This window comes from Mesorhizobium sp. M0029 (genome assembly GCF_040323735.1).
GTDB lineage: Bacteria > Pseudomonadota > Alphaproteobacteria > Rhizobiales > Rhizobiaceae > Mesorhizobium.
In genome coordinates this window covers 62,654-85,996 of record NZ_JAMYVF010000015.1, presented here as the reverse complement: position 1 = coordinate 85,996, position 23,343 = coordinate 62,654, and the positions used below count along the sequence as shown (strand labels likewise).

General features: G+C 64.1%; 23 protein-coding genes and 1 pseudogene. 15 read left to right on the top strand and 9 right to left on the bottom strand.

Translation table 11 applies throughout. The features are described from left to right. Positions 1-75: 75 nt before the first annotated feature. Together NKJ76_RS23095 and NKJ76_RS23090 are read left to right on the top strand one after the other, a co-directional pair. Positions 76-1,620, top strand: a complete 1,545-nt coding sequence (locus NKJ76_RS23095; protein ID WP_023699849.1) for a 4-hydroxyphenylacetate 3-hydroxylase N-terminal domain-containing protein — start codon at positions 76-78, stop codon at positions 1,618-1,620. A gap of 6 nt (positions 1,621-1,626) precedes the next feature. Next, positions 1,627-2,136: a flavin reductase gene (locus NKJ76_RS23090; protein WP_023699848.1), complete on the top strand. Its 510-nt coding sequence runs from the start codon at positions 1,627-1,629 to the stop codon at positions 2,134-2,136. A 10-nt stretch (positions 2,137-2,146) separates the two neighbouring features. On the opposite strand, the gene hpaR is transcribed toward NKJ76_RS23090, so the two are convergent. After that, positions 2,147-2,542 (bottom strand): homoprotocatechuate degradation operon regulator HpaR, encoded by a 396-nt coding sequence (hpaR, locus tag NKJ76_RS23085; RefSeq protein WP_023695202.1) that lies wholly within the window; start codon positions 2,540-2,542, stop codon positions 2,147-2,149. Between the two features lie 201 nt (positions 2,543-2,743). Here hpaR and NKJ76_RS23080 point away from each other — a divergent pair, with 201 nt between their 5' ends. From NKJ76_RS23080 to NKJ76_RS23055, 6 genes and pseudogenes are all read left to right on the top strand, one after another. After that, positions 2,744-3,130 carry a 5-carboxymethyl-2-hydroxymuconate Delta-isomerase gene (locus NKJ76_RS23080; RefSeq protein WP_023695203.1) on the top strand — a complete coding sequence of 129 codons (387 nt, stop codon included), beginning with the start codon at positions 2,744-2,746 and terminating at the stop codon, positions 3,128-3,130. A gap of 11 nt (positions 3,131-3,141) precedes the next feature. Then, positions 3,142-4,659: a 5-carboxymethyl-2-hydroxymuconate semialdehyde dehydrogenase gene (gene hpaE, locus NKJ76_RS23075; protein ID WP_352538428.1), complete on the top strand. Its 1,518-nt coding sequence runs from the start codon at positions 3,142-3,144 to the stop codon at positions 4,657-4,659. A gap of 14 nt (positions 4,660-4,673) precedes the next feature. After that, positions 4,674-5,654 (top strand): 3,4-dihydroxyphenylacetate 2,3-dioxygenase, encoded by a 981-nt coding sequence (hpaD, locus tag NKJ76_RS23070; RefSeq protein WP_352538427.1) that lies wholly within the window; start codon positions 4,674-4,676, stop codon positions 5,652-5,654. Positions 5,655-5,683: 29 nt separating this feature from the next. After that, positions 5,684-6,559 (top strand): fumarylacetoacetate hydrolase family protein, encoded by an 876-nt coding sequence (locus tag NKJ76_RS23065; protein WP_023735687.1) that lies wholly within the window; start codon positions 5,684-5,686, stop codon positions 6,557-6,559. Further along, positions 6,553-6,861 (top strand): annotated as a pseudogene (locus tag NKJ76_RS23060) (FAA hydrolase family protein); the annotation flags it as partial. The gene NKJ76_RS23065 and the pseudogene NKJ76_RS23060, both read left to right, overlap by 7 nt. A gap of 22 nt (positions 6,862-6,883) precedes the next feature. Continuing rightward, a complete protein-coding gene (locus tag NKJ76_RS23055) occupies positions 6,884-7,645 on the top strand; it encodes an AraC family transcriptional regulator (protein ID WP_352538426.1) in 762 nt (253 codons plus the stop codon). 20 nt (positions 7,646-7,665) lie between these two features. Here NKJ76_RS23055 and NKJ76_RS23050 read toward each other — a convergent pair whose 3' ends face one another. The 3 genes from NKJ76_RS23050 to NKJ76_RS23040 form a co-directional block, all read right to left on the bottom strand. Beyond that, the gene (locus NKJ76_RS23050) at positions 7,666-9,456 is read right to left on the bottom strand and encodes a cation:proton antiporter domain-containing protein (protein WP_352538425.1); all 1,791 of its coding nucleotides are present in this window, start codon (positions 9,454-9,456) and stop codon (positions 7,666-7,668) included. A gap of 184 nt (positions 9,457-9,640) precedes the next feature. Next, entirely contained in the window at positions 9,641-10,093 is a 453-nt protein-coding gene (locus tag NKJ76_RS23045; protein WP_352538424.1) for a baeRF12 domain-containing protein, read from the bottom strand. A gap of 165 nt (positions 10,094-10,258) precedes the next feature. After that, entirely contained in the window at positions 10,259-10,519 is a 261-nt protein-coding gene (locus NKJ76_RS23040) for a hypothetical protein (RefSeq protein WP_352538423.1), read from the bottom strand. Between NKJ76_RS23040 and cysG the strand changes: the two genes are divergently transcribed. The 5 genes from cysG (at position 10,511) to NKJ76_RS23015 (ending at position 15,348) form a co-directional block, all read left to right on the top strand. Further along, entirely contained in the window at positions 10,511-11,962 is a 1,452-nt protein-coding gene (gene cysG, locus NKJ76_RS23035; protein ID WP_352538422.1) for a siroheme synthase CysG, read from the top strand. The two genes, NKJ76_RS23040 and cysG, sit on opposite strands and share 9 nt — an antisense overlap. Beyond that, positions 11,959-12,252 (top strand): DUF2849 domain-containing protein, encoded by a 294-nt coding sequence (locus NKJ76_RS23030; RefSeq protein WP_023691980.1) that lies wholly within the window; start codon positions 11,959-11,961, stop codon positions 12,250-12,252. The genes cysG and NKJ76_RS23030 overlap by 4 nt, the downstream gene beginning before the upstream one ends. A gap of 35 nt (positions 12,253-12,287) precedes the next feature. Further along, positions 12,288-13,958: a nitrite/sulfite reductase gene (locus NKJ76_RS23025; protein WP_023683051.1), complete on the top strand. Its 1,671-nt coding sequence runs from the start codon at positions 12,288-12,290 to the stop codon at positions 13,956-13,958. After that, complete coding sequence (locus NKJ76_RS23020; RefSeq protein WP_352538421.1) at positions 13,933-14,697, top strand: phosphoadenylyl-sulfate reductase; 765 nt, start codon at positions 13,933-13,935, stop codon at positions 14,695-14,697. The genes NKJ76_RS23025 and NKJ76_RS23020 overlap by 26 nt, the downstream gene beginning before the upstream one ends. Before the next feature lie 117 nt (positions 14,698-14,814). Continuing rightward, positions 14,815-15,348 (top strand): DUF934 domain-containing protein, encoded by a 534-nt coding sequence (locus tag NKJ76_RS23015; RefSeq protein WP_352538420.1) that lies wholly within the window; start codon positions 14,815-14,817, stop codon positions 15,346-15,348. Between the two features lie 316 nt (positions 15,349-15,664). Here the strand turns inward: NKJ76_RS23015 and NKJ76_RS23010 are convergent, their stop codons facing one another. After that, positions 15,665-16,687 (bottom strand): fatty acid desaturase, encoded by a 1,023-nt coding sequence (locus NKJ76_RS23010; protein WP_023691976.1) that lies wholly within the window; start codon positions 16,685-16,687, stop codon positions 15,665-15,667. 84 nt (positions 16,688-16,771) lie between these two features. Further along, positions 16,772-16,972, bottom strand: a complete 201-nt coding sequence (locus NKJ76_RS23005) for a hypothetical protein (RefSeq protein WP_352538419.1) — start codon at positions 16,970-16,972, stop codon at positions 16,772-16,774. A 259-nt stretch (positions 16,973-17,231) separates the two neighbouring features. Between NKJ76_RS23005 and grpE the strand changes: the two genes are divergently transcribed. Together grpE and NKJ76_RS22995 are read left to right on the top strand one after the other, a co-directional pair. After that, entirely contained in the window at positions 17,232-17,861 is a 630-nt protein-coding gene (gene grpE / locus NKJ76_RS23000; protein WP_023691975.1) for a nucleotide exchange factor GrpE, read from the top strand. 97 nt (positions 17,862-17,958) lie between these two features. Beyond that, entirely contained in the window at positions 17,959-18,591 is a 633-nt protein-coding gene (locus NKJ76_RS22995; protein ID WP_352538460.1) for a trimeric intracellular cation channel family protein, read from the top strand. An 84-nt stretch (positions 18,592-18,675) separates the two neighbouring features. On the opposite strand, the gene olsB is transcribed toward NKJ76_RS22995, so the two are convergent. From olsB to acuI, 3 genes are all read right to left on the bottom strand, one after another. Further along, a complete protein-coding gene (gene olsB / locus NKJ76_RS22990) occupies positions 18,676-19,551 on the bottom strand; it encodes a l-ornithine N(alpha)-acyltransferase (protein WP_023683057.1) in 876 nt (291 codons plus the stop codon). A gap of 276 nt (positions 19,552-19,827) precedes the next feature. Then, entirely contained in the window at positions 19,828-22,116 is a 2,289-nt protein-coding gene (locus NKJ76_RS22985; protein WP_352538418.1) for a response regulator, read from the bottom strand. Positions 22,117-22,258: 142 nt separating this feature from the next. Continuing rightward, positions 22,259-23,248: an acrylyl-CoA reductase (NADPH) gene (gene acuI, locus NKJ76_RS22980; RefSeq protein ID WP_352538417.1), complete on the bottom strand. Its 990-nt coding sequence runs from the start codon at positions 23,246-23,248 to the stop codon at positions 22,259-22,261. Between the last annotated feature and the right edge of the window lie 95 nt (positions 23,249-23,343).

Below are 23,343 nucleotides of genomic sequence, written 5' to 3'. Positions count from 1 at the left end.
AATCGGTTTTGCCGTTACGTCCTAACCGATCCTTGCCAGGAGCGCTAGAGTTGATGCCATAAGTGGAGGAACATCATGCGATCGGAAGACTTTCGTGCCGACAATGGGCGCCCGTTCACCGGGGCCGAGTATCTGGAGAGCTTGCGCGACGGCCGCGAGGTCTACATCAACGGCGAGCGCATCGCCGATGTCACCACCCATCCGGCGATGCGCAATTCGGCGCGGTCGCTGGCGCGCCTCTATGATGCGCTGCACGATCCCAAGCGGCAGGGCACGCTGACCTCGCCTACCGATACCGGTTCGGGCGGCTACACCCACAAATATTTCCGCGTCGCCAAATCCTCCGGCGAACTCGCGGCCCAGCAGACCGCGATCGCCGAGTGGTCACGCATGTCCTATGGCTGGATGGGCCGCACGCCCGATTACAAGGCGGCACTGATGAACACGCTCGGCGCCAATGCCGACTGGTACGGCCCGTTCAAGGACAATGCGCTCGCCTGGCACAAGCGTGCGCAGGAAGCCGTGCTGTTCATGAACCACGCCATCGTCAACCCGCCGATCGACCGCCACAAGCCGGCCGAACAGGTGAAGGATGTCTTCGTCCACATCACCAAGGAGACCGACGCCGGCATCTATGTCTCCGGCGCCAAGGTGGTGGCGACGTCCTCGGCGCTGACCCACTACAATTTCCTGGCGCAGAGTTCGGCGACGGTCACCGAAGATCCGTTGCTGTCGGTCATGTTCATCGTGCCGATGAATGCGCCGGGGGTAAAGATGTTCTGCCGCGCCTCCTATGAGCAGACGGCCAACACGGCGGCGGCTCCGTTCGACTATCCGTTGTCGTCGCGCTTCGACGAGAACGATGCCATCCTGGTGCTCGACAATGTCTTCATCCCCTGGGAGGACGTGCTGGTGCTGCGCGAGGCGCAGAAAATCCTGTCCTTCCATCCGGCTTCGGGCTTCATGCATGGCTATTGCTTCCAGGGCTGCACACGCTTTGCCGTCAAGCTCGACTTCCTCGCCGGCCTGCTGGCAAAGGCGCTGCGCGCCACCGGCGGCGATGCCTTCCGCGGCAACCAGGCGGCGCTGGGCGAGGTCATCGCGCTCAGGCACATGTTCTGGAGCTTTTCCAACGCCATGGCCTACAATCCGATCCCCTGGGCGAATGGCGCTGTCCTGCCCAACCTGGAAGCAGCCCTTGCCTACCGGACTTTCATGTCGGAAGCCTATCCGCGCGTCATCGACACGGTGCGCCGGGTGATCGCCTCCGGCTTGATCTACCTGCCGTCATCGGTGCGCGACTTCAACAATCCCGAGATCGACAAATACCTCGCGCAGTATGTGCGCGGTTCCAACGACATGGGCCATGTCGAGCGCATCAAGATCATGAAACTGTTGTGGGACGCGACCGGCACCGAGTTCGGCGGCCGCCACGCGCTCTACGAACTCAACTATGCCGGTGCGCCGGAAGAGGTGCGGCTGCAGGTGCTGAAGGGCGCCGAACGCGGCGGCCGGCTGAAGGCCATGGAAGAACTGGTCGATACCTGCATGGCCGACTATGACGAGAATGGCTGGACGGGAGATACCTGGCTCAATCCGCTCGCTTCATCGGCGGGGTGATGTCAGATGGCCACGCAGATTTCGAAGGCCGATTTCCGCGACGCCATGGCAAGGGTCTGCGCGCCGGTCAACATCGTCACGACAGATGGCCCGGCCGGGCGCGGCGGCTTCACCGCCACCGCCATGTGCAGTGTGTCGGACGAACCTCCGACACTGCTGGTGTGCATGAACGGCCGCTCGACGCAGGCGGCCATGTTTCTCGCCAACCGGCGCTTCTGCGTCAACGTGCTGACGCATGACCATATGCACCTGGCCGGCAAGTTCGCCGGGGCGACCAGGGACATGGAGGCGCGCTATTCGGCGGCGCGCTGGCAAACGCTGACCTCGGGGACGCCGGCGCTGTCGGACGCGATCGTCAATTTCGATTGCCAGATCGAGGATGTGCACATCGTCGGCACGCACAATGTCATGATCGGCCGCGTCATCGATGTCAGGCACGGCAGCGGCGGTTCGGCGCTGCTTTATGTCGACCGCAATTACACGCAGCCGACGCGGCTTGGCAGTTTTGGCGGCTGAGCGGGAGCAGTCAGTTCTCGCCGGCGATCAGGCTCTCCAGCAGATCGAGCAATTGCTCGAGCCTCTCATGTCCGAAGCGCTGTTCGATGTCGCGGTAGATGACGAGGCGTTCCGGCGACAAGGCATCGATCAGGGCGGAACCCGCCGGGGCGATCGTCAGCACGACACGGCGGCCATCGCCTTCCGCCTTGTTGCGGGTGATGAATTTTCGGCCCTCGAGCGTCTTGATGATGCGTGTCAGGCTGGGCGGCAGCACCGAAGCGCGATCGGCAAGTTCCGTCGCCTCGACAGGGCCGGCCTCGCTCAGAACGCGCAGCACACGCCATTGCTGTTCGGTCACGTCATGCGCCGCCAGCATAGGGCGAAACCGCGCCATCACCACTTCGCGGGCATGGAGCAGCGCCATCGGCAGAGAACGACGGGTGTTTTCAGGCAGCAAGAAGCAGCGTCCCCAATGATGCGGGCGGTCGGCGGGACCGCACGCCAAAACCTGACCTTTCCATCCCGTATCGTCGCCTCAACTTGGATGCAAGGCTTGACTTCAGTGATGCTGCATGTAATTAACGCGTTAACTACAACAGTGGAACAATCCGGGGAACGAGACGCGGTGCCTCACTTTTCCATCGAGTATTCGGCCAACCTCGATGCCAAGGTCGACATGAGCGAATTGTGCGCGCTGGTGTTGCGCACCGTGCTCGGCACCGGGCTGTTTGAAACCGGCGCGGTGCGGGTGCGGGCCTTCCGCGCGGAGGCCTATGCGATCGCCGACAGCTTACCGGAAAACGCCTTTCTCGACATGTCGTTTCGCATTGGAACCGGCCGCAGTGCCGAGGACAAGAGACGAACCGGGGAGGCGGTCTTCTCCGCCGTGAGCGAATACCTCGCCCCCCTGTTCGAGACCCCGCATTTCGCTCTTTCCCTGGAGATCAGGGAAATCGATCCGGTCCTGAGCTGGAAGAAAAATGCAATCCACCCGCGACTGCGCGGCAAGTGACGGAAGCTGATATGTCCGACCTCGAAGGCAATCTGAAAAAGGCCGAGGCCTATCTGGCCCGTTTCAAGCGCGACGGCGTGCTGAACCAGATCGGCGGCGAAGCGGTGCCGGCGGTGGATGGCTCGACCTTCGAGGCCATGTCGCCGGTCGATCTCAAGCCGCTGGCCAAGGTCGCGCGTGGCAGCGCCGCCGATATCGACCGCGCCGCCAAGGCGGCAAAGGCGGCGTTCCCGGCCTGGGCCGCCATGTCGGGCGACGGGCGCAAGAAGCTGCTGCACAAGATAGCCGATGCGATCGAAGCGCGCGCCGAGGAGATCGCCTTCGTCGAGTGCATGGACACCGGCCAGGCGCTGAAATTCATGGCCAAGGCCGCGCTGCGCGGCGCCGAGAATTTCCGCTTCTTCGCCGACCGCGCGCCGGAAGCGCGCGACGGCGAGACGCTGCGCACGACAGGCCAGGTCAACATCACCACGCGCGTGCCGATCGGCCCGGTCGGCATCATCACGCCGTGGAACACGCCGTTCATGCTGTCGACATGGAAGATCGCGCCGGCGCTGGCGGCAGGCTGCACCGTCGTCCACAAGCCGGCCGAATTTTCGCCGCTGACCGCTCGCCTGCTGGTCGAGATCGCCGAGGAGGCCGGCCTGCCGAAAGGCGTGTGGAACCTGGTCAACGGCCTCGGCGAGCACGCCGGCAAGGCGCTGACCGAGCACCCTGACATCAAGGCGATCGGTTTTGTCGGTGAGAGCCGCACCGGCTCGATGATCATGAAACAGGGCGCCGATACGCTGAAGCGCGTGCATTTCGAACTGGGCGGGAAGAACCCGGTGATCGTCTTCGCCGACGCCGATCTCGAACGTGCGGCGGATGCGGCCGTGTTCATGATCTACTCGCTCAACGGCGAACGCTGCACCTCATCGTCGCGGCTTCTGGTCGAAGCCTCGGTCTACGACACATTCACGGATCTGGTTGCGGAGAAGGCAAAGCGCATCAAGGTTGGCCATCCGCTCGATCCCAAAACGGTGGTTGGTCCGCTGATCCATCCGGTGCACGAGGAAAAGGTGCTTTCCTATATCGAGATCGGCAAATCGGAAGGCGCGGTGGTAGCCGCCGGCGGCGGCAAGTTCGCCGGTCCGGGCGGTGGCTGCTATGTCAGCCCGACGCTGTTTACCGGCGCCACCAACAGGATGCGCATTGCCCAGGAAGAGATTTTCGGGCCGGTGCTGACTGCCATTTCCTTCAAGGACGAGGCCGAAGCGCTGGCGCTGGCCAACGACACCCAATACGGCCTGACCGGCTATCTCTGGACGTCGGATGTTACCCGCGCCTTCCGCTTCACCGATGCGCTGGACGCCGGCATGATCTGGGTCAATTCGGAGAATGTGCGGCATTTGCCGACGCCGTTCGGCGGCGTCAAGAATTCCGGCATCGGCCGCGACGGCGGCGACCATTCCTTCGATTTCTACATGGAGACGAAGAACATCGCCTTCGCCACTTCAGCGCACACGATCCAGAAACTCGGCGGCTGACCGGAGGACATCGCATGCCACTGCCCAAACCAAACCTCTATCCCGCCTTCAACATCGTGCGCCTCAGCCATGTCGAACTGGCGGTCACCGACCTTGCGAAATCCCGCGCCTTCTATGTCGACACGCTCGGCCTGCAGGTTACCGACGAGACATCGGACGCCATCTATCTAAGGGCCCTGGAAGAGCGCGGACACCACTGCATCGTGCTGAAGAGGGCCGGCAGCGCCGAAGCACGCGATCTCGGCTTCAAGGTTTTCTCGGATGAGGATCTCGACAAGGCCGAGCACTTCTTCAAGGCAAAAGGCCTGCCGGTCGAGTGGGTCGAGCGACCGTACCAGTCGCGCACCTTCCGCACCCGCGACCCGCACGGCATTCCGGTCGAGTTCTTTGCCCAAATGGAAAGGCTGCCGCCGATTCATCAGAAATATGCGCTCTACAAGGGCGTGAAGCCGCTGCGCATCGACCACTTCAACTGCTTCTCGCCCAATGTCGACGAGTCCGTCGCCTTCTACAACGAGCTTGGCTTCCGCGTCACCGAATACACCGAGGATGCCAGTAGCGGAAAGCTGTGGGCGGCCTGGACGCACCGCAAGGGCGGCGTCCACGACATCGCCTTCACCAACGGTGTGGGTCCGCGCCTGCATCACGTCGCCTTCTGGGTGCCGACACCGCTCAACATCATCGACCTGCTCGACCTGATGGCGACGACGGGTTACCTCGCAAATATCGAGCGCGGCCCCGGCCGGCATGGCATTTCCAACGCCTTCTTCCTCTATGTTCGCGATCCCGACAACCACCGCATCGAGATCTACTGCTCGGACTACCAGACGGTGGATCCGGATCTGGAGCCGATCAAGTGGGACCTCAAGGACCCGCAGCGCCAGACGCTGTGGGGCGCGCCCGCGCCGAAAAGCTGGTTCGAGGAGGGCAGCACCTTTGCCGGCGCGGCCGCACGCCAACCGGATTTGACGGCGTCGCCGATCATCGCACCGTGACCACAGACGCGAACCTGACGGAGACGGGGATGACTGCACATGGGCGGCTCGCCACCTTCACCGTCGGCGGCAAGACGCGCTATGGCGTGGTCACAGATAAGGGCGTCGTCGACCTGTCGGCGCGGCACAGCCAGTGGCCGACGCTGCGCGAAGTGATCGAGGCCGGCGTGCTACGGCGGCTGGCGGAAGAGGCCGAAGCCTACGCCGTCGATTTTCCAGTCGGCGCCATCGCTTATGAAATCCCTGTGCCGTCGCCGGAAAAGATCATCTGCGTTGGCGTCAACTACCCGGACCGCAACGAAGAGTACAAGGACGGCCAGGCCGCGCCTTCCAACCCGTCGCTGTTCATCCGCTTCCCCCGCTCCTTCGTCGGCCACGACGCGCCGCTGGTGCGGCCGCCGGAATCGCCGCAGCTGGACTATGAGGGCGAGATCGTCATCGTCATCGGCAAGGGTGGACGACGCATCGCCGAGAGGGATGCGCTTGACCATATCGCGGCACTATCCCTGTGCAACGAAGGCACCATTCGCGATTGGGTACGGCACGCCAAGTTCAACGTCACGCAGGGCAAGAATTTCGACCGCACCGGCTCGCTCGGTCCGTGGCTGGTGCCGTTCACCGACGAGGCGCAGATTGCCGACATCGCGCTGACCACCCGCGTCAATGGCGAATTGCGCCAGCAGGACCGCACCAGCCGGATGATCTTCTCGTTCCGCAAGATCATCGCCTATGTCTCCACCTTCACCACGCTGGTGCCAGGCGATATCATCGTCACCGGTACGCCGACCGGCGCCGGCGCCCGCTTCGACCCGCCGATCTGGCTGAAGCCGGGCGACGTGATCGAAGTCGAAGCCGACGGCATCGGCGTGCTCCGCAACGGCGTCGTCGACGAGGCAGCATCGTGACCCCCGAGCAAGTTGAAGATGCCGCGGCAAGGCTGTTCGAAGCCGAGCGTTCGCGCGGCCAGATCCGTCTGCTCAGCCTCGATTTTCCCGACGCGACGATGGAGGATGCCTATCGCGTCCAGGCAGCGCTGGTGAAACGCAAGACCGATTCCGGGCTGACCCCGAAGGGCTGGAAGATCGGCCTGACATCGAAGGCGATGCAATATGCGCTCGCCATCGACACGCCGGATTCGGGCGTGCTGTTCGACGACATGTTCTTCAACGACGGCGCGACGATACCCGTCGGCCGCTTCATCCAGCCTGGTCGATTTCGATGTCGATGATGTGCAGGCACCTGCGATTGCCGTGCGCGTCGAGGTTACCGAGACCAGGGCGGAAGTGGCGACCCATTGGCACCGCAAGGGCCAGCTCGTCTTCGCGCTCGGCGGTGGCGTCACATGCCGGGTGCCCAGCGGTCTGTGGATGGTGCCGCCGCATTGCGGTGTGTGGATCCCCAGCAGTATGGAACACAGCAACATCGCCACCGCCAATGCGCGGATTTTCTTCGTCTATATCGAGCCGGGAGCCGCCGATCTGCCGGACCGGTGCTGCACGCTGTCGATCTCGCCGCTGCTGCGTGAACTGATCGTCGAGCTGGCCGATCGCGTGGAGGAGGATGAGGCGAGGGACGGGCTCTTGACCACGATCCTGCTCTCCGAACTGCCGCGCATGCCGGTCCAGCAGCTGCATCTGCCGATCTCCGCCGAGCCGCGCTTGCGGCGGATCGCCGATGCGTTGGCGCAAGACCCTGCCGACCGCAGCACGCTTGCAGAGTGGGCCAGTCGCGTCGCGCTCTCAGAAAGCAGTCTCGCCCGTCTTGTGGTGAAGCAGACCGGACTGAGCTTCGGCCGCTGGCGCCAGCAATTGCATCTGATCGTCGCCATAAGGGAGCTGGCCTCGGGTGCCAGCGTGCAGCAGGTTTCAGGCGATCTTGGCTATGGCTCCGTCACCGCCTTCATCACCATGTTCAAGAAGGCGCTTGGCAAGCCGCCGGCAAAGTATCTCGCCAGCGTCGCGCACAATGGCGGCTCCGCCTTCGTTGGATGATCGATGCGCCTGTGGCAAGCTCAGGCCGGGGAGGGCTCAATGGCTTCGGGGCGCGGCATCGGCTTTTGCTCCAGCACTTCTTGCACGATGCCGCGGGCGATCTCGCGTTCGCCCATGATGACGGTGTCGGCGCCGAGGCCTTTGAGATGCTCGACCTCGGCATCGGAATGGGCCCTCGCTATGACGTTGATGCCGGGATTCGCGGCGCGTGCCCTGAGCACGATCTGCCCGGCCTCGAACGCGTTGGGGATGGCAAGGATCAAGCGTTTGGCTCCCTGCGGATTGGCGGCGGCAAACACGCCCCCATTGGCCGCATTGCCGGAGACGATTTCGACGCCGTCGTCTCTGAGCCTCGCCAGCGTCTTGTCGGCGTCCTCGATGACCAGGAAGGGCAGCGATGCCTGTTTCAGCGCCGCGCCGACCAGGCTGCCGACGCGGCCGTAGCCGATCAGGATGGTGTGGCCCGAAAGCGTTGTGCGTGGCGGTGGGCCATTCTCTTTTGCCGCGGCGGCCACCGAGGCCACTTGTCCGGGCTGCGTCGCCGGGCCGACCGGCTTGGCCTCTTCCGGTGGTGCTGCCTTGGCGGCGCGCGCGTCCAGCCATGGCTTCATCCAGTCGAGGGCGAGGAACATCAGCGGATTGACCAGGATCGACAGGATGGCGCCTGCCAGGATCAGGTCGCGTCCCTGTTCGGGCAACAGCTTCAGCCCGACGCCGAGCTCGGCCAGGATGAAGGAGAATTCGCCGATCTGCGCGAGGCTGGCCGAGATCATCAAGGCGGTTCCCAGCGGATAGCGGAAGGCGATGACGATAACGAAGGCGGCCAGCGACTTGCCGATGACGATGATGGCCAGCGTCGCCAGGATCGGCCAGCCATTGCTCATCAGGCTGAACGGATCGAACAGCATGCCGACCGAGACGAAGAACAGCACCGAGAAGGCGTCGCGCAGCGGCAGTGATTCCTCCGCCGCGCGGTGGCTGAGCTCGGATTCGCTCATGATCATGCCGGCGAAGAAGGCACCGAGCGCCAGCGAGACGCCGAACAGTTTGGCGGCGCCGAATGCGACGCCGAGCGCGATCGCCAGCACCGCCAGCCGGAACAGTTCGCGCGAGCCGGTATGGGCGACGTAATGCAGGATCCACGGAATGACCCGGCGGCCGACCACCAGCATGACGATGACGAAGGCGGCGACCTTGGCGAGCGTGAGGCCGACGACGCCCCAGATGCCGTAGCTGGCCGGCAGCGACAAAAGGCTCGCATGGTCATCGACCTGCGGCTGGCCGCCGAGCACGCCGGCCAACGCCGGCAAAAGCACCAGCGCCAGCACCATGGCGAGGTCCTCGACGATCAGCCAGCCGACGGCGATGCGGCCGCGCTCGGTCTCGATCAGCCGTCGCTCCTGCAACGCGCGCAACAGCACCACTGTGGACGCGACGGAAAGCGCCAGGCCGAAGACCAGGCCGGCGCCCATCGACCAGCCGAGCATCCAGGCAAGGCCGGCGCCCAGCGCGGTGGCAAAGCCGATCTGGACGATGGCGCCGGGTACGGCGATGCCGCGGACGGAGAGAAGGTCCTTCAGCGAGAAATGCAGGCCGACGCCGAACATGAGCAGGATGACGCCGATTTCGGCCAACTCATTGGCAAGGCCGGCATCGGCGACGAAACCCGGCGTGTTCGGTCCGACCAGCACGCCGGCGACGAGATAGCCGACCAGCGGCGGGATGCGAAAACGGTTGGCGAGCGCCCCGAAGATGAATGCCAGCCCCAGACCGGCGACGATGGTGGCGATAAGGGGCGTGTCATGCGGCATTGTCTATGGAGCGCCTTTCGGGAAATGTCGGGTGTGCGCCGCCCGCAGCCGCCGCCTTTGCAATATGGTGGAGGGGGTGCGGGCGACGCAACCCGCGAGACGTAAATTGGTGGCCAGAGGCGCCGAAAAACGAAAGGCGCGCGCAGCGAAAACGCTGCGCGCGCGAATGATCTATGAGATAGCGTCAGACTGCCTGCTGCAGCATGGCCTCGATGTCGATCAGCGGGCGGTTGGTCAGTGTCTTTGGGATCTCCGCCTGCACCTTGTCGGTGACTTCCTTGTGCAGTTTCTTGCGCATGGTGCCGAGCACCAGCGGTGGCGCGACCAGCACGATGTCGTCGAAGATGCCGTGATGGGCGAGCTTGTAGAGCCGGTCCGCGATCTCTTCGGCAAAGCGTTCCTTGCCCTGCCGGTGCCAGTCGGTTTCCTCAACCGCGCTGCGATGCACGGAGGGGCCGTCATTGTAGCGGCCGGGACTGTCGCTGCCTTGTTCGCGCGTTGCCGGATTGTCCTGTTTCATCTCCTGGAAGAGCTGCAGGTTCGGATAGAGATTGTCGCCCTCGTTCTTCAGGAACAGCGCTTTCTCGCCATCGGCCACCATGACGAGAAGGCCATGTTTCAGGTTGATCTTGCTCATTTGCGGGCTCCTGTTTGAAGGTTCAAATCCAGCCGACGATTGTCTGTTACGGCAGGGGCAGAACGCGTGGCGAAGCGGGAACGTTCCACTTCGTTCGCCGAGATCGCACGCAGCCATATCGAGCCCGATCTATCGTCTATCGGAGCAATGTCCGAGGTGACGGCTTTAATCTACTAGATTGGTAGAATTTAGAAAAAATAATTTTGCAGCTTGGCCGGCTCCCGGATAAAAGAGCCGCAGAACAAAGCCTGCGGCAGCAGCTTGAATCCGCCTGATATGCGGATGTGGAATATTTTTCTCTTGGCCCTTTGGCTTGCGGAAAACCGATTGCCTCCCGTCAGGGGATGCGCGAGTGGGTTCCTTCAGCTTTTTCGCGTCCGCGCCTAAACTGCCGAATTGTTCCGGAATCTGTTCGTCATGCCGCACGCCAATCCCAAGCTCACCGCGTTCCCGGTCTTCATGCGGGTCGAAGGCGAAGCCGTGGCCATAGTCGGCGGCGGCGTCGAAGCGTTGGCCAAGGCGCGGCTACTTGATCAGTCGAGTGCTGTGCTTCGCATCATTGCCGATGTTGCCGACGCCGAATTGCTGAGCTTCATCGCCGCGACCGGCGCCATCCGTATCGACGCCCCCTACGACGCCGCGCATCTCGAAGGCGCGGTCTTGGTGTTTGCCGCCAGCGGCGACGAGAGGCTCGACCGCCGCGTCGCCGACGATGCGCGCCGCCTTGGCATTCCGGTCAATGCCGTCGACCGGCCGGAGCTGTGCGATTTCTTCACCCCGGCGCTGGTCAACCGCGCCCCTGTCGCCATCGCCATCGGCACGGAAGGCGCGGGTCCGGTGCTGGCGCAGATGCTGCGCAGCCGCATCGACCGCATGCTGTCGCCGTCGCTCGGGCCACTGGCAGCGCTTGCCGCCTCGTTCCGGGGTGCCGCCGAAAAGCTGCTGCCGAAAGGCAACGCCCGCCGACAGTTCTGGAGCAGTTTTTTCCAGGGTGCACCGGCGCGCGCCGTCGAAGCCGGCGAGCTTTCGCAGGCGCATGACGCCGCCGCCGATCTGTTGCTGTCGAAGGCTCCGGCTTCGGGCCATATCGCCCTGGTCGGCGCCGGGCCAGGTGCTGAGGATCTTCTGACGCTGCGCGCGCATCGGCTTTTGATGGAAGCCGACGTCATCGTCTATGACGCGTTGGTGCCGGAGGCGATCGTCGCCATGGGCCGCCGCGACGCCGAGCGGCTGCCGGTCGGAAAACGCAAGGGATGCCACACCAAGAGCCAGGCCGAGATCAATGCGCTGCTGGTCGAGCTTGGCAGGCAGGGCAAGCGCGTCGTGCGGCTGAAGTCGGGCGACCCGCTGGTGTTCGGCCGCGCCGGCGAGGAGATGGCCGCACTGCGCGATGCCGGCATCGCCTATGATGTCGTCCCCGGCGTCACCGCCGCCTTTGCCGCCGCCGCCGATTTCGAGCTGCCGCTGACGCTGCGCGGCGTCTCCTCGTCGATGGTGTTCACCACCGGCCATGATCTGAAGGGCAATTCGCTGCCGGATTGGGCCAAGCTCGCCATTTCCGGCGCCACCGTCGCCGTCTATATGGGCCGTTCGGTCGCCGCCGAAGTCGCCGGACGGCTGATCGAGGCCGGCCTGTCGCCGGACACGGCGGTTGCCGTGGTCGAGAATGCCAGCTTGCAGAACCGCCGCCGTTTCCACGGCACGCTGGCCGATTTGCCGTCGCTGGAAGCGCGCGCCGATCTGGCCGGTCCGGTGATGACCATCATCGGCGACGCGGTTGCCGGCGCCAACTTTGAACGTTCCGAGCCGCTCGCGGCACATAGTCATGAGAGCGCCGCCAACGCGGCCGACGCAGAGGTCGAGCCATGAAGATACTGACCGCAAACCGCCTCTCCGACGGCATCGCCGTCTGGTACGCCGATGGTGGCTGGGCCGAGACGGTCGACCATGCCGACCTCGCCCATGACCAAGCGGCAGAGGACAGGCTGGAAGCAATCGGCGCCAAGGCCAACGCCAACAATCAGGTTGTCGACGTCAATCTGATCGACGCTGAAGTCGTCAATGGCATCGTCGTGCCGGTGCGGCTGCGCGAAAAGATCCGCGCCGCCGGCCCGACCATCCGGGAAGATCTGGGCAAGCAGGCTGCGCGGGCAGCGTAACAAAATACGGGCGGACGCGCCCTGAAAGACGAAACATGTACCGCTACGATGAGTTCGACCACGATTTTGTCCAGGCCCGCGTCGCCGAGTTCAGCGACCAGGTCGAACGCCGGCTGTCCGGCGAGATCACCGAGGATCAGTTCCGGCCGCTGCGGCTGATGAACGGCGTCTACCTGCAGCTGCACGCCTACATGCTGCGCATCGCGGTGCCCTATGGCACGCTGAACAGCGCGCAACTGCGCATGCTCGGCCACATCGCGCGCAAATACGACAAGGGCTACGGCCACTTCACCACGCGCCAGAACATCCAGTTCAACTGGCCGGCGCTGTCCGACATTCCGGCGATCCTGGCCGATCTCGCCAGCGTCGAGATGCATGCCATCCAGACCAGCGGCAATTGCATCCGCAACGTCACCGCCGACCATTTTGCCGGCGCCGCCGCCGACGAGGTCGCCGATCCGCGCCCCTATGCCGAGATCCTGCGGCAATGGTCGTCTGTGCATCCGGAATTCTCGTTCCTGCCGCGCAAGTTCAAGATCGCGGTGACCGGGGCCGAGCGCGACCGCGCCGCCATCCAGACGCATGATATCGGTCTGCATCTGAAGAAGAACGCCGCCGGCGAGCTCGGCTTTGCCGTCTATGTCGGTGGCGGCCAGGGCCGCACGCCGATGGTGGCGCGCAAGATCCGCGACTTCCTGCCGGAAGCCGACCTGCTGTCCTACTGCACGGCGATCCTGCGCGTGTACAACCTCTATGGCCGCCGCGACAACAAGTACAAGGCGCGCATCAAGATCCTCGTCCACGAGACCGGCGTCGAGGAAATCACCCGCCAGGTCGAGGCCGAATGGCAGGAGCTGAAGGACGCCGAGCTGAAGCTGCCGGAAGCCGACATCCGTGCCATCGACGCCTATTTCGCGCCGCCGGCACTGACCGCCCGGCCGGAAGGCGACGCGGCGATCAAGCTGGCGCGGCTCGATTCCAAAAGCTTCTCGGATTGGCTCGACCAGAATGTCGTGACCCATCGCCATCCCGACTATGCCGCGGTGACGATTTCGCTGAAAGGTATCGGCGAGGTGCCGGGCGATGCCACCGACAGCCAGATGGAAGCGGTCGCCGACATCGCCGAGAAATACGCGTTCGACGAACTGCGCGTCAGCCATGAGCAGAACCTGATCCTGCCGCATGTGGCGCGCGCCGATCTCAAGGCTGTCTATGATGCGCTGGTCGATATTGGTCTGGCGACGGCCAATTCCAACCTGATCAGCGATATTATCGCGTGCCCTGGCCTCGATTATTGCGCGCTGGCGACAGCGCGCTCGATCCCGATCGCGCAGGAGATTTCGCTTCGCTTCGCCTCGCTGGAGCGGCAGCGCGAGATCGGCGAATTGAAGCTGAAGATTTCCGGCTGCATCAATGCCTGCGGACATCACCATGTCGGCCATATCGGTATCCTCGGCGTCGAGAAGAAAGGCTCCGAACTCTACCAGGTGACGCTTGGCGGATCGGCCGACGAGAACACCTCGGTTGGCGAAATCATCGGCCGCGGCTTCTCTTCGGAAGAGATCACGGACGCCATCGAGCAGATCGTCGACACCTATCTCGGCCTTCGGCTCGGTCCCAGTGAACGTTTTATCGACGCCTACCGCCGTGTCGGTCCCGCGCCGTTCAAGGAGGCGCTCTATGCTGGCGAAACCAAGGCCGCTTGACCGCATCGTCGACGTCGACGACAGCATCGCCGCCAAAGCGGCGGGCTTCGACGCGCTGTATGGACATCTGAGCCCGCTCGACATCATCGAACGCGCGGCGAGCGAATTGTTTCATGACGAGATCGCCGCCGTGTCGTCCTTCGGCGCGGATTCCGCCGTCCTGCTGCATATGATCGCCAAGGTCGACCGCACGCTGCCGGTCATTTTCCTGGACACCGGCAAGCATTTCGAAGAGACGCTGGGCTATCGCGATGCGCTGGTCGCCGATTTCGGGCTGACCAACATCAGGGTGATCAAGCCCGAAGACGCGGCGCTCGAGCGGGTCGATCCGACCGGCAATCTGCACCAGAGCAACACCGATGCCTGCTGCGCCGTGCGCAAGGTCGAGCCGCTGGCGCGCGGCGTCGCCCCCTTCCGGGCCTGGCTGACCGGCCGCAAGCGCTTCCAGGCGGCGACGCGAGCCGCGCTGCCGGTGTTCGAGGCGGTCGGCCCGCGCGTACGCGTCAATCCGCTGGCGCACTGGACGACATCCGACCAGGCTGACTACATGCGCGCGCATGCGCTGCGCGAAAATCCGCTGGTTGCGTACGGGTATCTGTCGATCGGCTGCTTCCCATGCACGCAGCCGGTGCAGCCGGGCGAGGATGCGCGAAGCGGACGCTGGGCCGGTCATGCCAAGACCGAGTGCGGCATCCATCTGTCGGGACTGGAAGTGTCGCTGACCGACGCATCCCTTTAAGCTATGGTGATATTCAGGTGAGGCTGGCCTGCAACGGCGGCTTCCGCTCGGAGGCCGCCGGTTTCGTGTGGACCGGCTTTCGCGGACTTTCGATTTTTAGGGCTTTAGGAATTTTCTATGACTGAACAGACCACAGCGGAGACCCGCCTCTGGACCCCGACGGGTTTTCGCGAAGACGAGTGGACACATGCCGAAAGTGCGGATGCACTGACGGGCAATGGCCGCTTCATCCTGCCGTTGCAGGCATTTCTCGGCCTCGATGCCGAAGTGCGGCGCTCGGCCAAGGAGCGGCTGGGCGTCGCATTGCTGCCGGGCGACCAGCTGGAGAAGATTGTGGATCTGCTCGACCAGCTGTCGCTGGTGGCGCTGGCCTTCCCGGCCTTCAGCGACGGCCGCTCGTTTTCCAAGGGCGAATTGCTGCGCAGCCGCTACCATTTCGAGGGCGCGGTCCGCGCCACTGGCCAGGTGCTCGTCGACCAGCTGCCGCATATGCTGCGCCTCGGCTTCGACGAGTTCGAAATCTCCAACCCGGTTCTGCTGAAGCGCCTCGAAGAAGGCCGCATAGGCGGGCTGGGCCTTTACTATCAGCCGACCGAAGCGTCGGAGCCGAAGGGGCCGAAATACTCCTGGCGGCGCGTTCGCAACAGCTGACGCAGCGGCAATCCCCCTTGTCTTTACAAAGACTATGATCGGGCCTTCTCTTGGCTGTCCGGACGGAAATATCCGCCGGGGGCGAGGGAGGAATCGGCGCTCATCGGCGGCAACACCAATGCACCGACCATCATGATCGCCGAAAGGCGGCTGACATGATCAGGGCTGCAGGGTAATGCGCGACGAACGCAAGGCTGCCTGAGCCGGTTTTTGGGAGATGCCGCCGCGCCTTTGATGCGGCGGATTATTTCTTTGTCTTACGGAATTCCCAAGCGAAAGCCCGGGAAAACCGCATCACACTTTGCTGGGATTGCTTTCAGGCCAAGGCCCGCGCTTCGCGAAACGAGATCAGCTTGCGGCGATTCTCGTCCCATAGCGCCAGCTTGACGCAGCGCAGGCTGTCGAGAAGCGTGACGCGGCCGATGCCGCGCAATTCCGGATAGTCGCGCAGCACTTCCTGCAGCCGGTACCCCGGCACCTTGGCCGAGAGATGGTGCACGTGATGGACGCCGATATTGCCGGTGAACCAGTTCAGCACCGGCGGCAAATCGTAATAGGACGAGCCGTGCAGGGCGGCACGCTGGAATTCCCACTCTTCGTCCTTCGCCCATTCCGTCTCCTCGAACTGGTGCTGGACGTAGAACAGCCAGATGCCGGCCGATCCGGCCAGGATCACGATCGGCAAATGGACGATCAGGAAAGCGCCGGGGCCGACCAGCCAGATAAGCAGCGCTGCCGCGACCGCGATGCCGAGATTGGTGGTCATCGACGACACCCAGGGCGTCAGGCCGCCGCGCATCATGCCGACGGGCAGCCTCTGCTCGAAGATGAACAGCCAGATCGGCCCGAGGCCGAACATCACCAGGGGATGGCGGTAGAGACGATAGGCAAGGCGTCCCCGCCAAGACAGCTGCCGGTATTCAGCAACCGTCAACGTCCTGATATCGCCCATGCCGCGCTCGTCAAGATTGCCGGCGCTGGCGTGATGGGTGGCGTGCGCGCGCCGCCAGCAATCGTAAGGGGTCAGCGTCAGCACGCCGAGCGCGCGGCCGATCCAGTCGTCGGCAGTGCGGTTGGCGAAGAAGGAGCCGTGGCCGCAATCGTGCTGGATCATGAAGATCCGCACCAGAAAACCGGCGGCCGGAAGGATCAGGATCAAGCCCCACCAGTGGCCATAGGAATAGGCTGCCGAAGACAACGCCCACAGCGTAACGAAAGGAATGAGGGTGATGGCGAGTTCAAGAGTGCTGCGTCGCCGGTCGGGCTTCTTGTAGCGCGCCAGGATCTTCAACCAGGCGCGCTTGCTGTTGGCGGCCGTCTCGGGGGAAATCATGTTCATCAGGAAGCATAGGCGGGGCGTCCCGCTGCCGCAAGGAAAAGCTCACGCAAAATTACTGCGCGTAATTGTCGCGCGATTGCATCGCTATTGACGGCGTCGGCCGCCGGCCATGCTGGCTTCTATGCCGTCCAGCCGGTCGAGCAGGTCCCGGAAACGGGCGGGAATGTCGGCCTCGGTGCGGAAGGCCGGCAAGGTGCGCAAGAAGCGCGTCGTCGCCTCGGTGCCGAACTGGCGCCTGATGTCGGCGGCGAGCTCTTCGCTTCTGTTGGCAGTATTGCGGTCCATTGTCTCAAATCCTGTGTCGGTTTCAAAACTCCTCCAAGCTTTGAATGGTTCCCCATAGCGGGGTGTTGGCAAGCAAAGGCTGCCGTTACGGTAAAGTTTGAATTAATTTTGAACGTCTTTGCGTCCCGCACCAAGTCCGACGGGCAGCCCGCAACATTGCCTGCTGTTGGGCGTCCTCCTGGGCTTGCCCCTTGATTTTTGGCCGCCAAACCTCGATATCGGGCGCAAATCCAAACCATTCGAATGACGGGAAATGGCGATGAGCGACCAGACAAAAGACGAACGCGCGCCCGAGGATATCGAAACGGCCGAGGCCGAGCGCACGCAAGGCGGCATCGACGGCGACTATGAAGCGCTGGTGCGGCTGCTGAAGGAAAACGAGGAGCTGAAGGACCGCGCGCTGCGGGTCGCGGCCGAGATGGAGAATCTGCGCCGCCGCACCGCCCGCGACGTGCATGATGCGCGCGCCTATGCGGTGGCCAATTTCGCCCGCGACATGCTGTCGGTGTCGGACAATCTGCGCCGCGCACTCGATGCTATCCCCGCCGAGGCGAAAGCGGCCGGAGATGCCGGCTTCAAGGCGCTGATCGACGGCGTCGAGATCACCGAGCGCGCCATGCTGTCGACGCTGGAACGGCATGGGGTGAAGAAGCTCGAACCGGAAGGTGAGAAGTTCGACCCGAATTTCCACCAGGCGATGTTCGAAGTGCCCAATCCCGATGTGCCGGCCAACACCGTCGTCCAGGTCGTGCAGCCGGGCTATTCGATCGGCGAGCGCGTGCTGCGGCCGGCCATGGTCGGGGTCGCCAAGGGCGGCCCCAAGATCGCGGCCACCGAAGCGCCGGTCGAGCCGGGGCCGGTGAACGAGCAGGCCGAGAAGGATGCGTGAGTAGGGAATAGGGATAGGCAGGCGTATCAATCGCGCGGCTTCGTGTTATTCATACTTTCCCTAATCCCTACTGCCCAATCCCTACTACCTCATGTCCCTGACGCCCATCGACCTCCTCGACTATGCCGGAGTCGCCGTCTTGGCCGCGACCGGGGCGTTGGCGGCTTCGCGCAAGCAGCTCGACATTATCGGCTTCCTGTTTCTGGCCAGCGTCACCGGCATTGGCGGCGGCACGCTTCGCGACGTCATCCTCAACCTGCCCGTCTTTTGGGTCGCCAACTCCGGCTATGTGCTGGTTTGCGCGGCGGTTGCGGTGCTGGTCTTCTTCATCGCTCACCGCGTCGAATCCCGCTGGAAATGGCTGCTTTGGCTCGACGCCATCGGATTGGCGGCCTTTTCGGTAAGGGGCGCGGCCAAGGGGCTGGCCATCACCGGCTCGCCGGTCGTCTCCGTTGTTATGGGCGTGCTGACCGCTACGTTCGGCGGCATCCTGCGCGATCTGCTGGCCGGCGAGCCATCGGTGCTGCTCAGGCCCGAAATCTACGTCACCGCCGCACTCGCGGGCGCCGGCCTCTACACACTTGGCGATCTCGCCGGCCTGCCGCCGCTCGCCTCGGATGTCGCCGGCTTCGCCGCGGCTTTCCTGGTGCGCGGCGGCGCGCTGAAATTCGGTTGGACGTTTCCATCCTACAAGAGCCGCCCGGGACGGCGACCGGAGGATATTCCATAGGGAGGGGATTAGTGAGTAGGGAGTAGTCAGTAGTCAGGAATCCCGGCAGCCTTCACTACTGCCTACTGCCTACTGCCTACTGCCTCACGCCGCAAAGCGCTGCGCTTCCCCGCCATAATAGTTGACGTAGCGGGCGCCGATTTCCTTGACCGGCATCACCACGAACACATCGACGGTGGAGAACTCACGGTCGATGACGCAGCCGTCGCCGATGCGGGCGCCGACGCGCAGATAGCCCTTGACCAGCGGCGGCATGGCCGCGATCGCCGCCTTGGCGTTGACCGCCTCGATCGGCATCAGATCCATCGAGCAATAGCGGCCGGAGACCGCCCGCACATCCCAGGCGGAGTTGGTCCGGCAGTGATGGGCAAGGTAGGTGAGCGCCTCGGCATGCGCAGCCGGCACCGTGCCAGGGAACGAGGCACAACCGGTCATCACGCCGATCTCATAGTGGTTGATGTAGGCCCAGATGCCTTGCCACAGCGCCTCAATGGTGCGCTTCGAGCGGTATTCCGGCAGCACGCAGGAGCGGCCGAGCTCAAGGAAGCGCTGGCCGGGATGGCGGGCGATCAGCTTGGTCAGTTCGAACTCGCCTTCGGAATAGAAGCCGCCGGCGGTCGCCGCAATCTCTTGCCGCAGCAGGCGGTAAGTGCCGACGATGCGGCGATGCTCGGGGCCGGAGATCGAGGTGTCAAGCACCAGCAGATGGTCGCACAGCGGGTCGAAGCGGTCGGCGTCGCGCCGGTCCTGCGCCTGGAACAGGTCCTTCCTGGCGCCAAGCTCGTCATAAAACACCCGGTAGCGCACTTCCTGCGCGGCGGCGATCTCGGCCTCATTGCGGGCAAGCCGCACTTCGAGATTGCCGATACGGCCCAGCGGTGCGCCTGTTGCGACGGCATCGGCGTTCCGCGCGGCGAGCAAAGCGCCGCCTGCGCTGGGCCGAGTGTCACATTCCGGCATAACTGTATGCACGAGTGATTCTCCTTCGAGCCATCCCTCTTGGCACGGGGATACGGTGTAGGTGCAACAGGATTGTGACAGTACCGTGATACGGCGCGACGGGCAATACTTCGTCGGCTGGCGAAAACCCTCATTCGGCTACCTACGTGACGCGAGGATTGCGCCAGCGTCGCCTTGAAGCGCGTCGCGCTGGGACGATTCACGCGACGCGCTTCAAGTCTTTGTTTTGTGCATGTCGTCTTCTCAAAACCGGGGCCACTTTTGAGCGACATGAATTCAGGCGGCCACCTGGCCCTCGACGGCATGGACCAGCGCGTCGGGATCGAGCGGCTTGGTGACGAAGCCGCTGGCGCCATGGGCGAGCACGGTGTGGCGGGTCTTTTCCTGGCTGTCGGCCGAAAGCACCATGATCGGAACCGGCGGCACAGCCATTTCCTCCTCGTGGCGGCGGATGGCGGCGATCGCGTCCAGCCCGTCCATGACCGGCATGTGCAAATCCATCAGCACCACATCGAAGCGATTTTTCAGCCCGGCTTCGGTCACCGCCTCGACCGCGGCCTTGCCATTGCCGACCACTTTCACGCGATGTCCCGCCTTCAAAAGCGTGGCGCGGGCAAGCATGGCGTTGATGTCGTTGTCTTCGGCGATCAGCACCGACAAACCTTGCTGGCGCCCGCCATGGGCACGAAGCGAGGACGCACCGGTCTTTTCCGACTTGGGCGGCGGCAAGGCAGGGGCATGACTGGTCAGCAGCACGCGCAGCAGGGTTTCGCCGCGCACCGGCCTCGCCAGGAAGGTCGCGTAGCCGCTGGTGCGGAATTCGCCAAGCATGCCGCGGTCGGTCGGCGCGATCAGCGTGATCGCCTCGCAATCGGCAAAGCCACTCTGGCGCAGGCGCTTGAGCAGTCTGCCGTCGCCGTCCTCCAGGGCCGCGTCGATCAACAGCACATCGCAATGTTCGGCGAAGGGCGTCGCCTGGGAAGCGGTTGCGGCGACGTCGACGGCGCCGCCATGGGCGCGGATGGTGCGGGCGATGGCGTCGGCCTCGACGGCGTTCTTCGACACGATCACGGCGCGCCGGCCGGCCAGGATGTTCTGCCGGTTCTGCGGTGCTTCGGTTGCTCCTGCGGCGGGGATCTCGAAGACGAATTCCGATCCCTCGCCAAGCCGGCTCGACACCGAAATGGCGCCGCCCATGGCGGTCACCAGCCGCCTTGAGATAGCAAGACCGAGGCCGGCGCCGCCATGGGTGCGGGTCGAGGTGCCGTCGGACTGTTCGAATTCCTCGAAGATGCGCTCCATATCGTCTTCGCGCAGGCCAGGGCCGGTGTCGGCGACGGTGAAGCAGATGCGGTCGCTGATCTCGGTGCGGGCCCGTGCAACCGAAACCAGCACGCCGCCGGTGTCGGTGAACTTGATCGCATTGCCGATCAGGTTGAGCAGCACCTGCCTGACTCTTCCCGGATCGGCCATGATCATCTGTGGCACGTCGGGCTCGACATGACAGCCGAGGCCGATGTTCTTGGCGAAGGCTTTCGCCGCCATCAGTTCGATGATGTTGTCGGCGATTTCGCGCAGCGATGTCGGCTGCGGCTCCGGGTCGAAACGGCCGGCCTCTATCTTGGAATAGTCGAGCAAATCCTCGATGAGCGCCAAAAGGGCGCTGGCCGAGGTCGAGACAGCGCCGACATAGGTGCGCTGCTCGGGCGACAGATTGGTGTCAGCCAGAAGCTTGGCCATGCCCATGATGCCGTTCATCGGCGTGCGGATCTCATGGCTGACGGTGGCGAGGAAGCGCGACTTGGCCTGGCTGGCATATTCGGCGCGCTCACGCGCGGTGATCAACGAGGATTCCGCGCGCTTGCGGGCGGTGATGTCACGGGCAATCGCCCGGTGCGAGACGGCGCCGCTATCCTTGTCGCGCACCGACAGTTCGATCCACGAGAACCAGCGCGGACCGTTCGGCGTGCGGATGGAGACGTCGGTGGAACTCAGGCATTCGTGATCCGAAAAGGCGGCGTCGGGGACGATGCCGACATCAATGCCGTGTTCGGCGAGGGTCCTGCCGGCAAGGTCGCGTTGGTCGGTTCCGACGAGGCTGGCGAAAACCTTGTTGGCGTAGACGATGTGGCCATCGCGGTCGCGGTGGACGACGAGATCGCCGAGCGCATCGATCAGCCCGCGAAAACGTACCTCGCTCTCCTGCATCTCCCACATACGGTCGGCCAGCGTCTCGATTTCGGCGCGGCTACGGGCCGCGGTTTCGTCGAGCAAGGCCGCCGCGCGGCGGACGGTGCGCCGGCTGCGCAGGTGCATGGCGACGCCGGCAAGGCCTGTCGCCAGCAGGCCGAGGGTGATGAAGATCGGCGCACCGGTGAGGTGGGAGAGGCCCGCCAGCACGACACTGGCGACCACCGTCAGGAACGGCAGGCCCTCGGACGTGGGGCGCGGCAAATCCGGCGCCAGAGGCGGCGGCGCAACACGCTGCCGCTTCGCCGTCGCCGGACTCGGCCCGTCGACGCTTTCGGCACGGCTCTTCTCTTTCCTGGCGGACTCCGCGATCATGCGGAAATCCTTGCCAGATAGAGATTATGGAAAAGCGCGGCGGATCGTTCGAATTTTAGCGGTCATGCATTTTTGGCGGTTTTCCGCATCGCCTGATCTTTTCCGAAACCTGATTCCCTTTCGGGATCATGCTTCGGGAGCCTCACATATCGACAACCACGCGGCCCCTGATCTTGCCCTCGACGATGTCATGGGCGGCGGTGATGATGCCGTCGAAGCCGATGGTCGTCGACAGGCCGGCGAGCTTCTTGAGATCAAGATCGCTGCCGATGCGGCGCCAGGCTTCCAGCCGCACAGCCTTTGGCGCCATCACTGAATCGATGCCGAGCAGCGAGACGCCGCGCAGGATGAACGGGGCGACGCTCGACGGCAGATCCATGCCACCCGCCAGGCCGCAGGCGGCGACCGCGCCGCCATAGGCGGTCATCGACAGCACATTGGCCAGCGTGTGGCTGCCGACGGCATCGATGCCGCCGGCCCAGCGCTCCTTGGCCAGCGGCTTGGCCGGCTGGGAGAGTTCCTCGCGCGAAATCACTTCGGCGGCACCGAGGTCGATCAGATAGGAGCTTTCGGCGTTGCGGCCGGTCGAGGCGATGACGTGATAGCCAAGGCTGGACAGGATCGAGACCGCGACCGACCCAACGCCGCCGGCTGCACCCGTCACCACCACCGGGCCGCGATCGGGCAGGATGCCGTGCCGCTCCAGCGCCATGACGCTGAGCATGGCCGTATAGCCGGCGGTGCCGACCGCCATCGCATCGTGCGCGCTGATGCCGTCGGGCAACGGCACCAGCCAGTCGCCGTTGACGCGCGCGCGCCCGGCATAGGCGCCGAAATGCGTCTCGCCGACGCCCCAGCCATTGAGGATGACCTTGTCGCCCTTGCGCCAGTCGGCATGCGATGAGGAGAGGACGGTTCCGGCGAAATCGATGCCCGGCACCAGCGGCCAGCGGCGGATCACTGGCGCTTTCCCAGTGATGGCCAGCCCGTCCTTGTAGTTGACCGTCGTCGCCTCGACCGCGACGGTTACGTCGCCTTCCATCAGATCGGCTTCGCTGAAATCGACGATCTCGACCGATTGCTTCTTTTCGGCGTCGCGCGAAACGAGGATGGCTTTGAAGGTTTCAGGCATCTCTTCTCCTCGGCTTCGCAAAGGCTGGCGGTCGGCATTGGCTGGCTCTGGCCGAACTGTGCGGCGACCGTCCGGCGAGGTCAATTGGTCAAAAG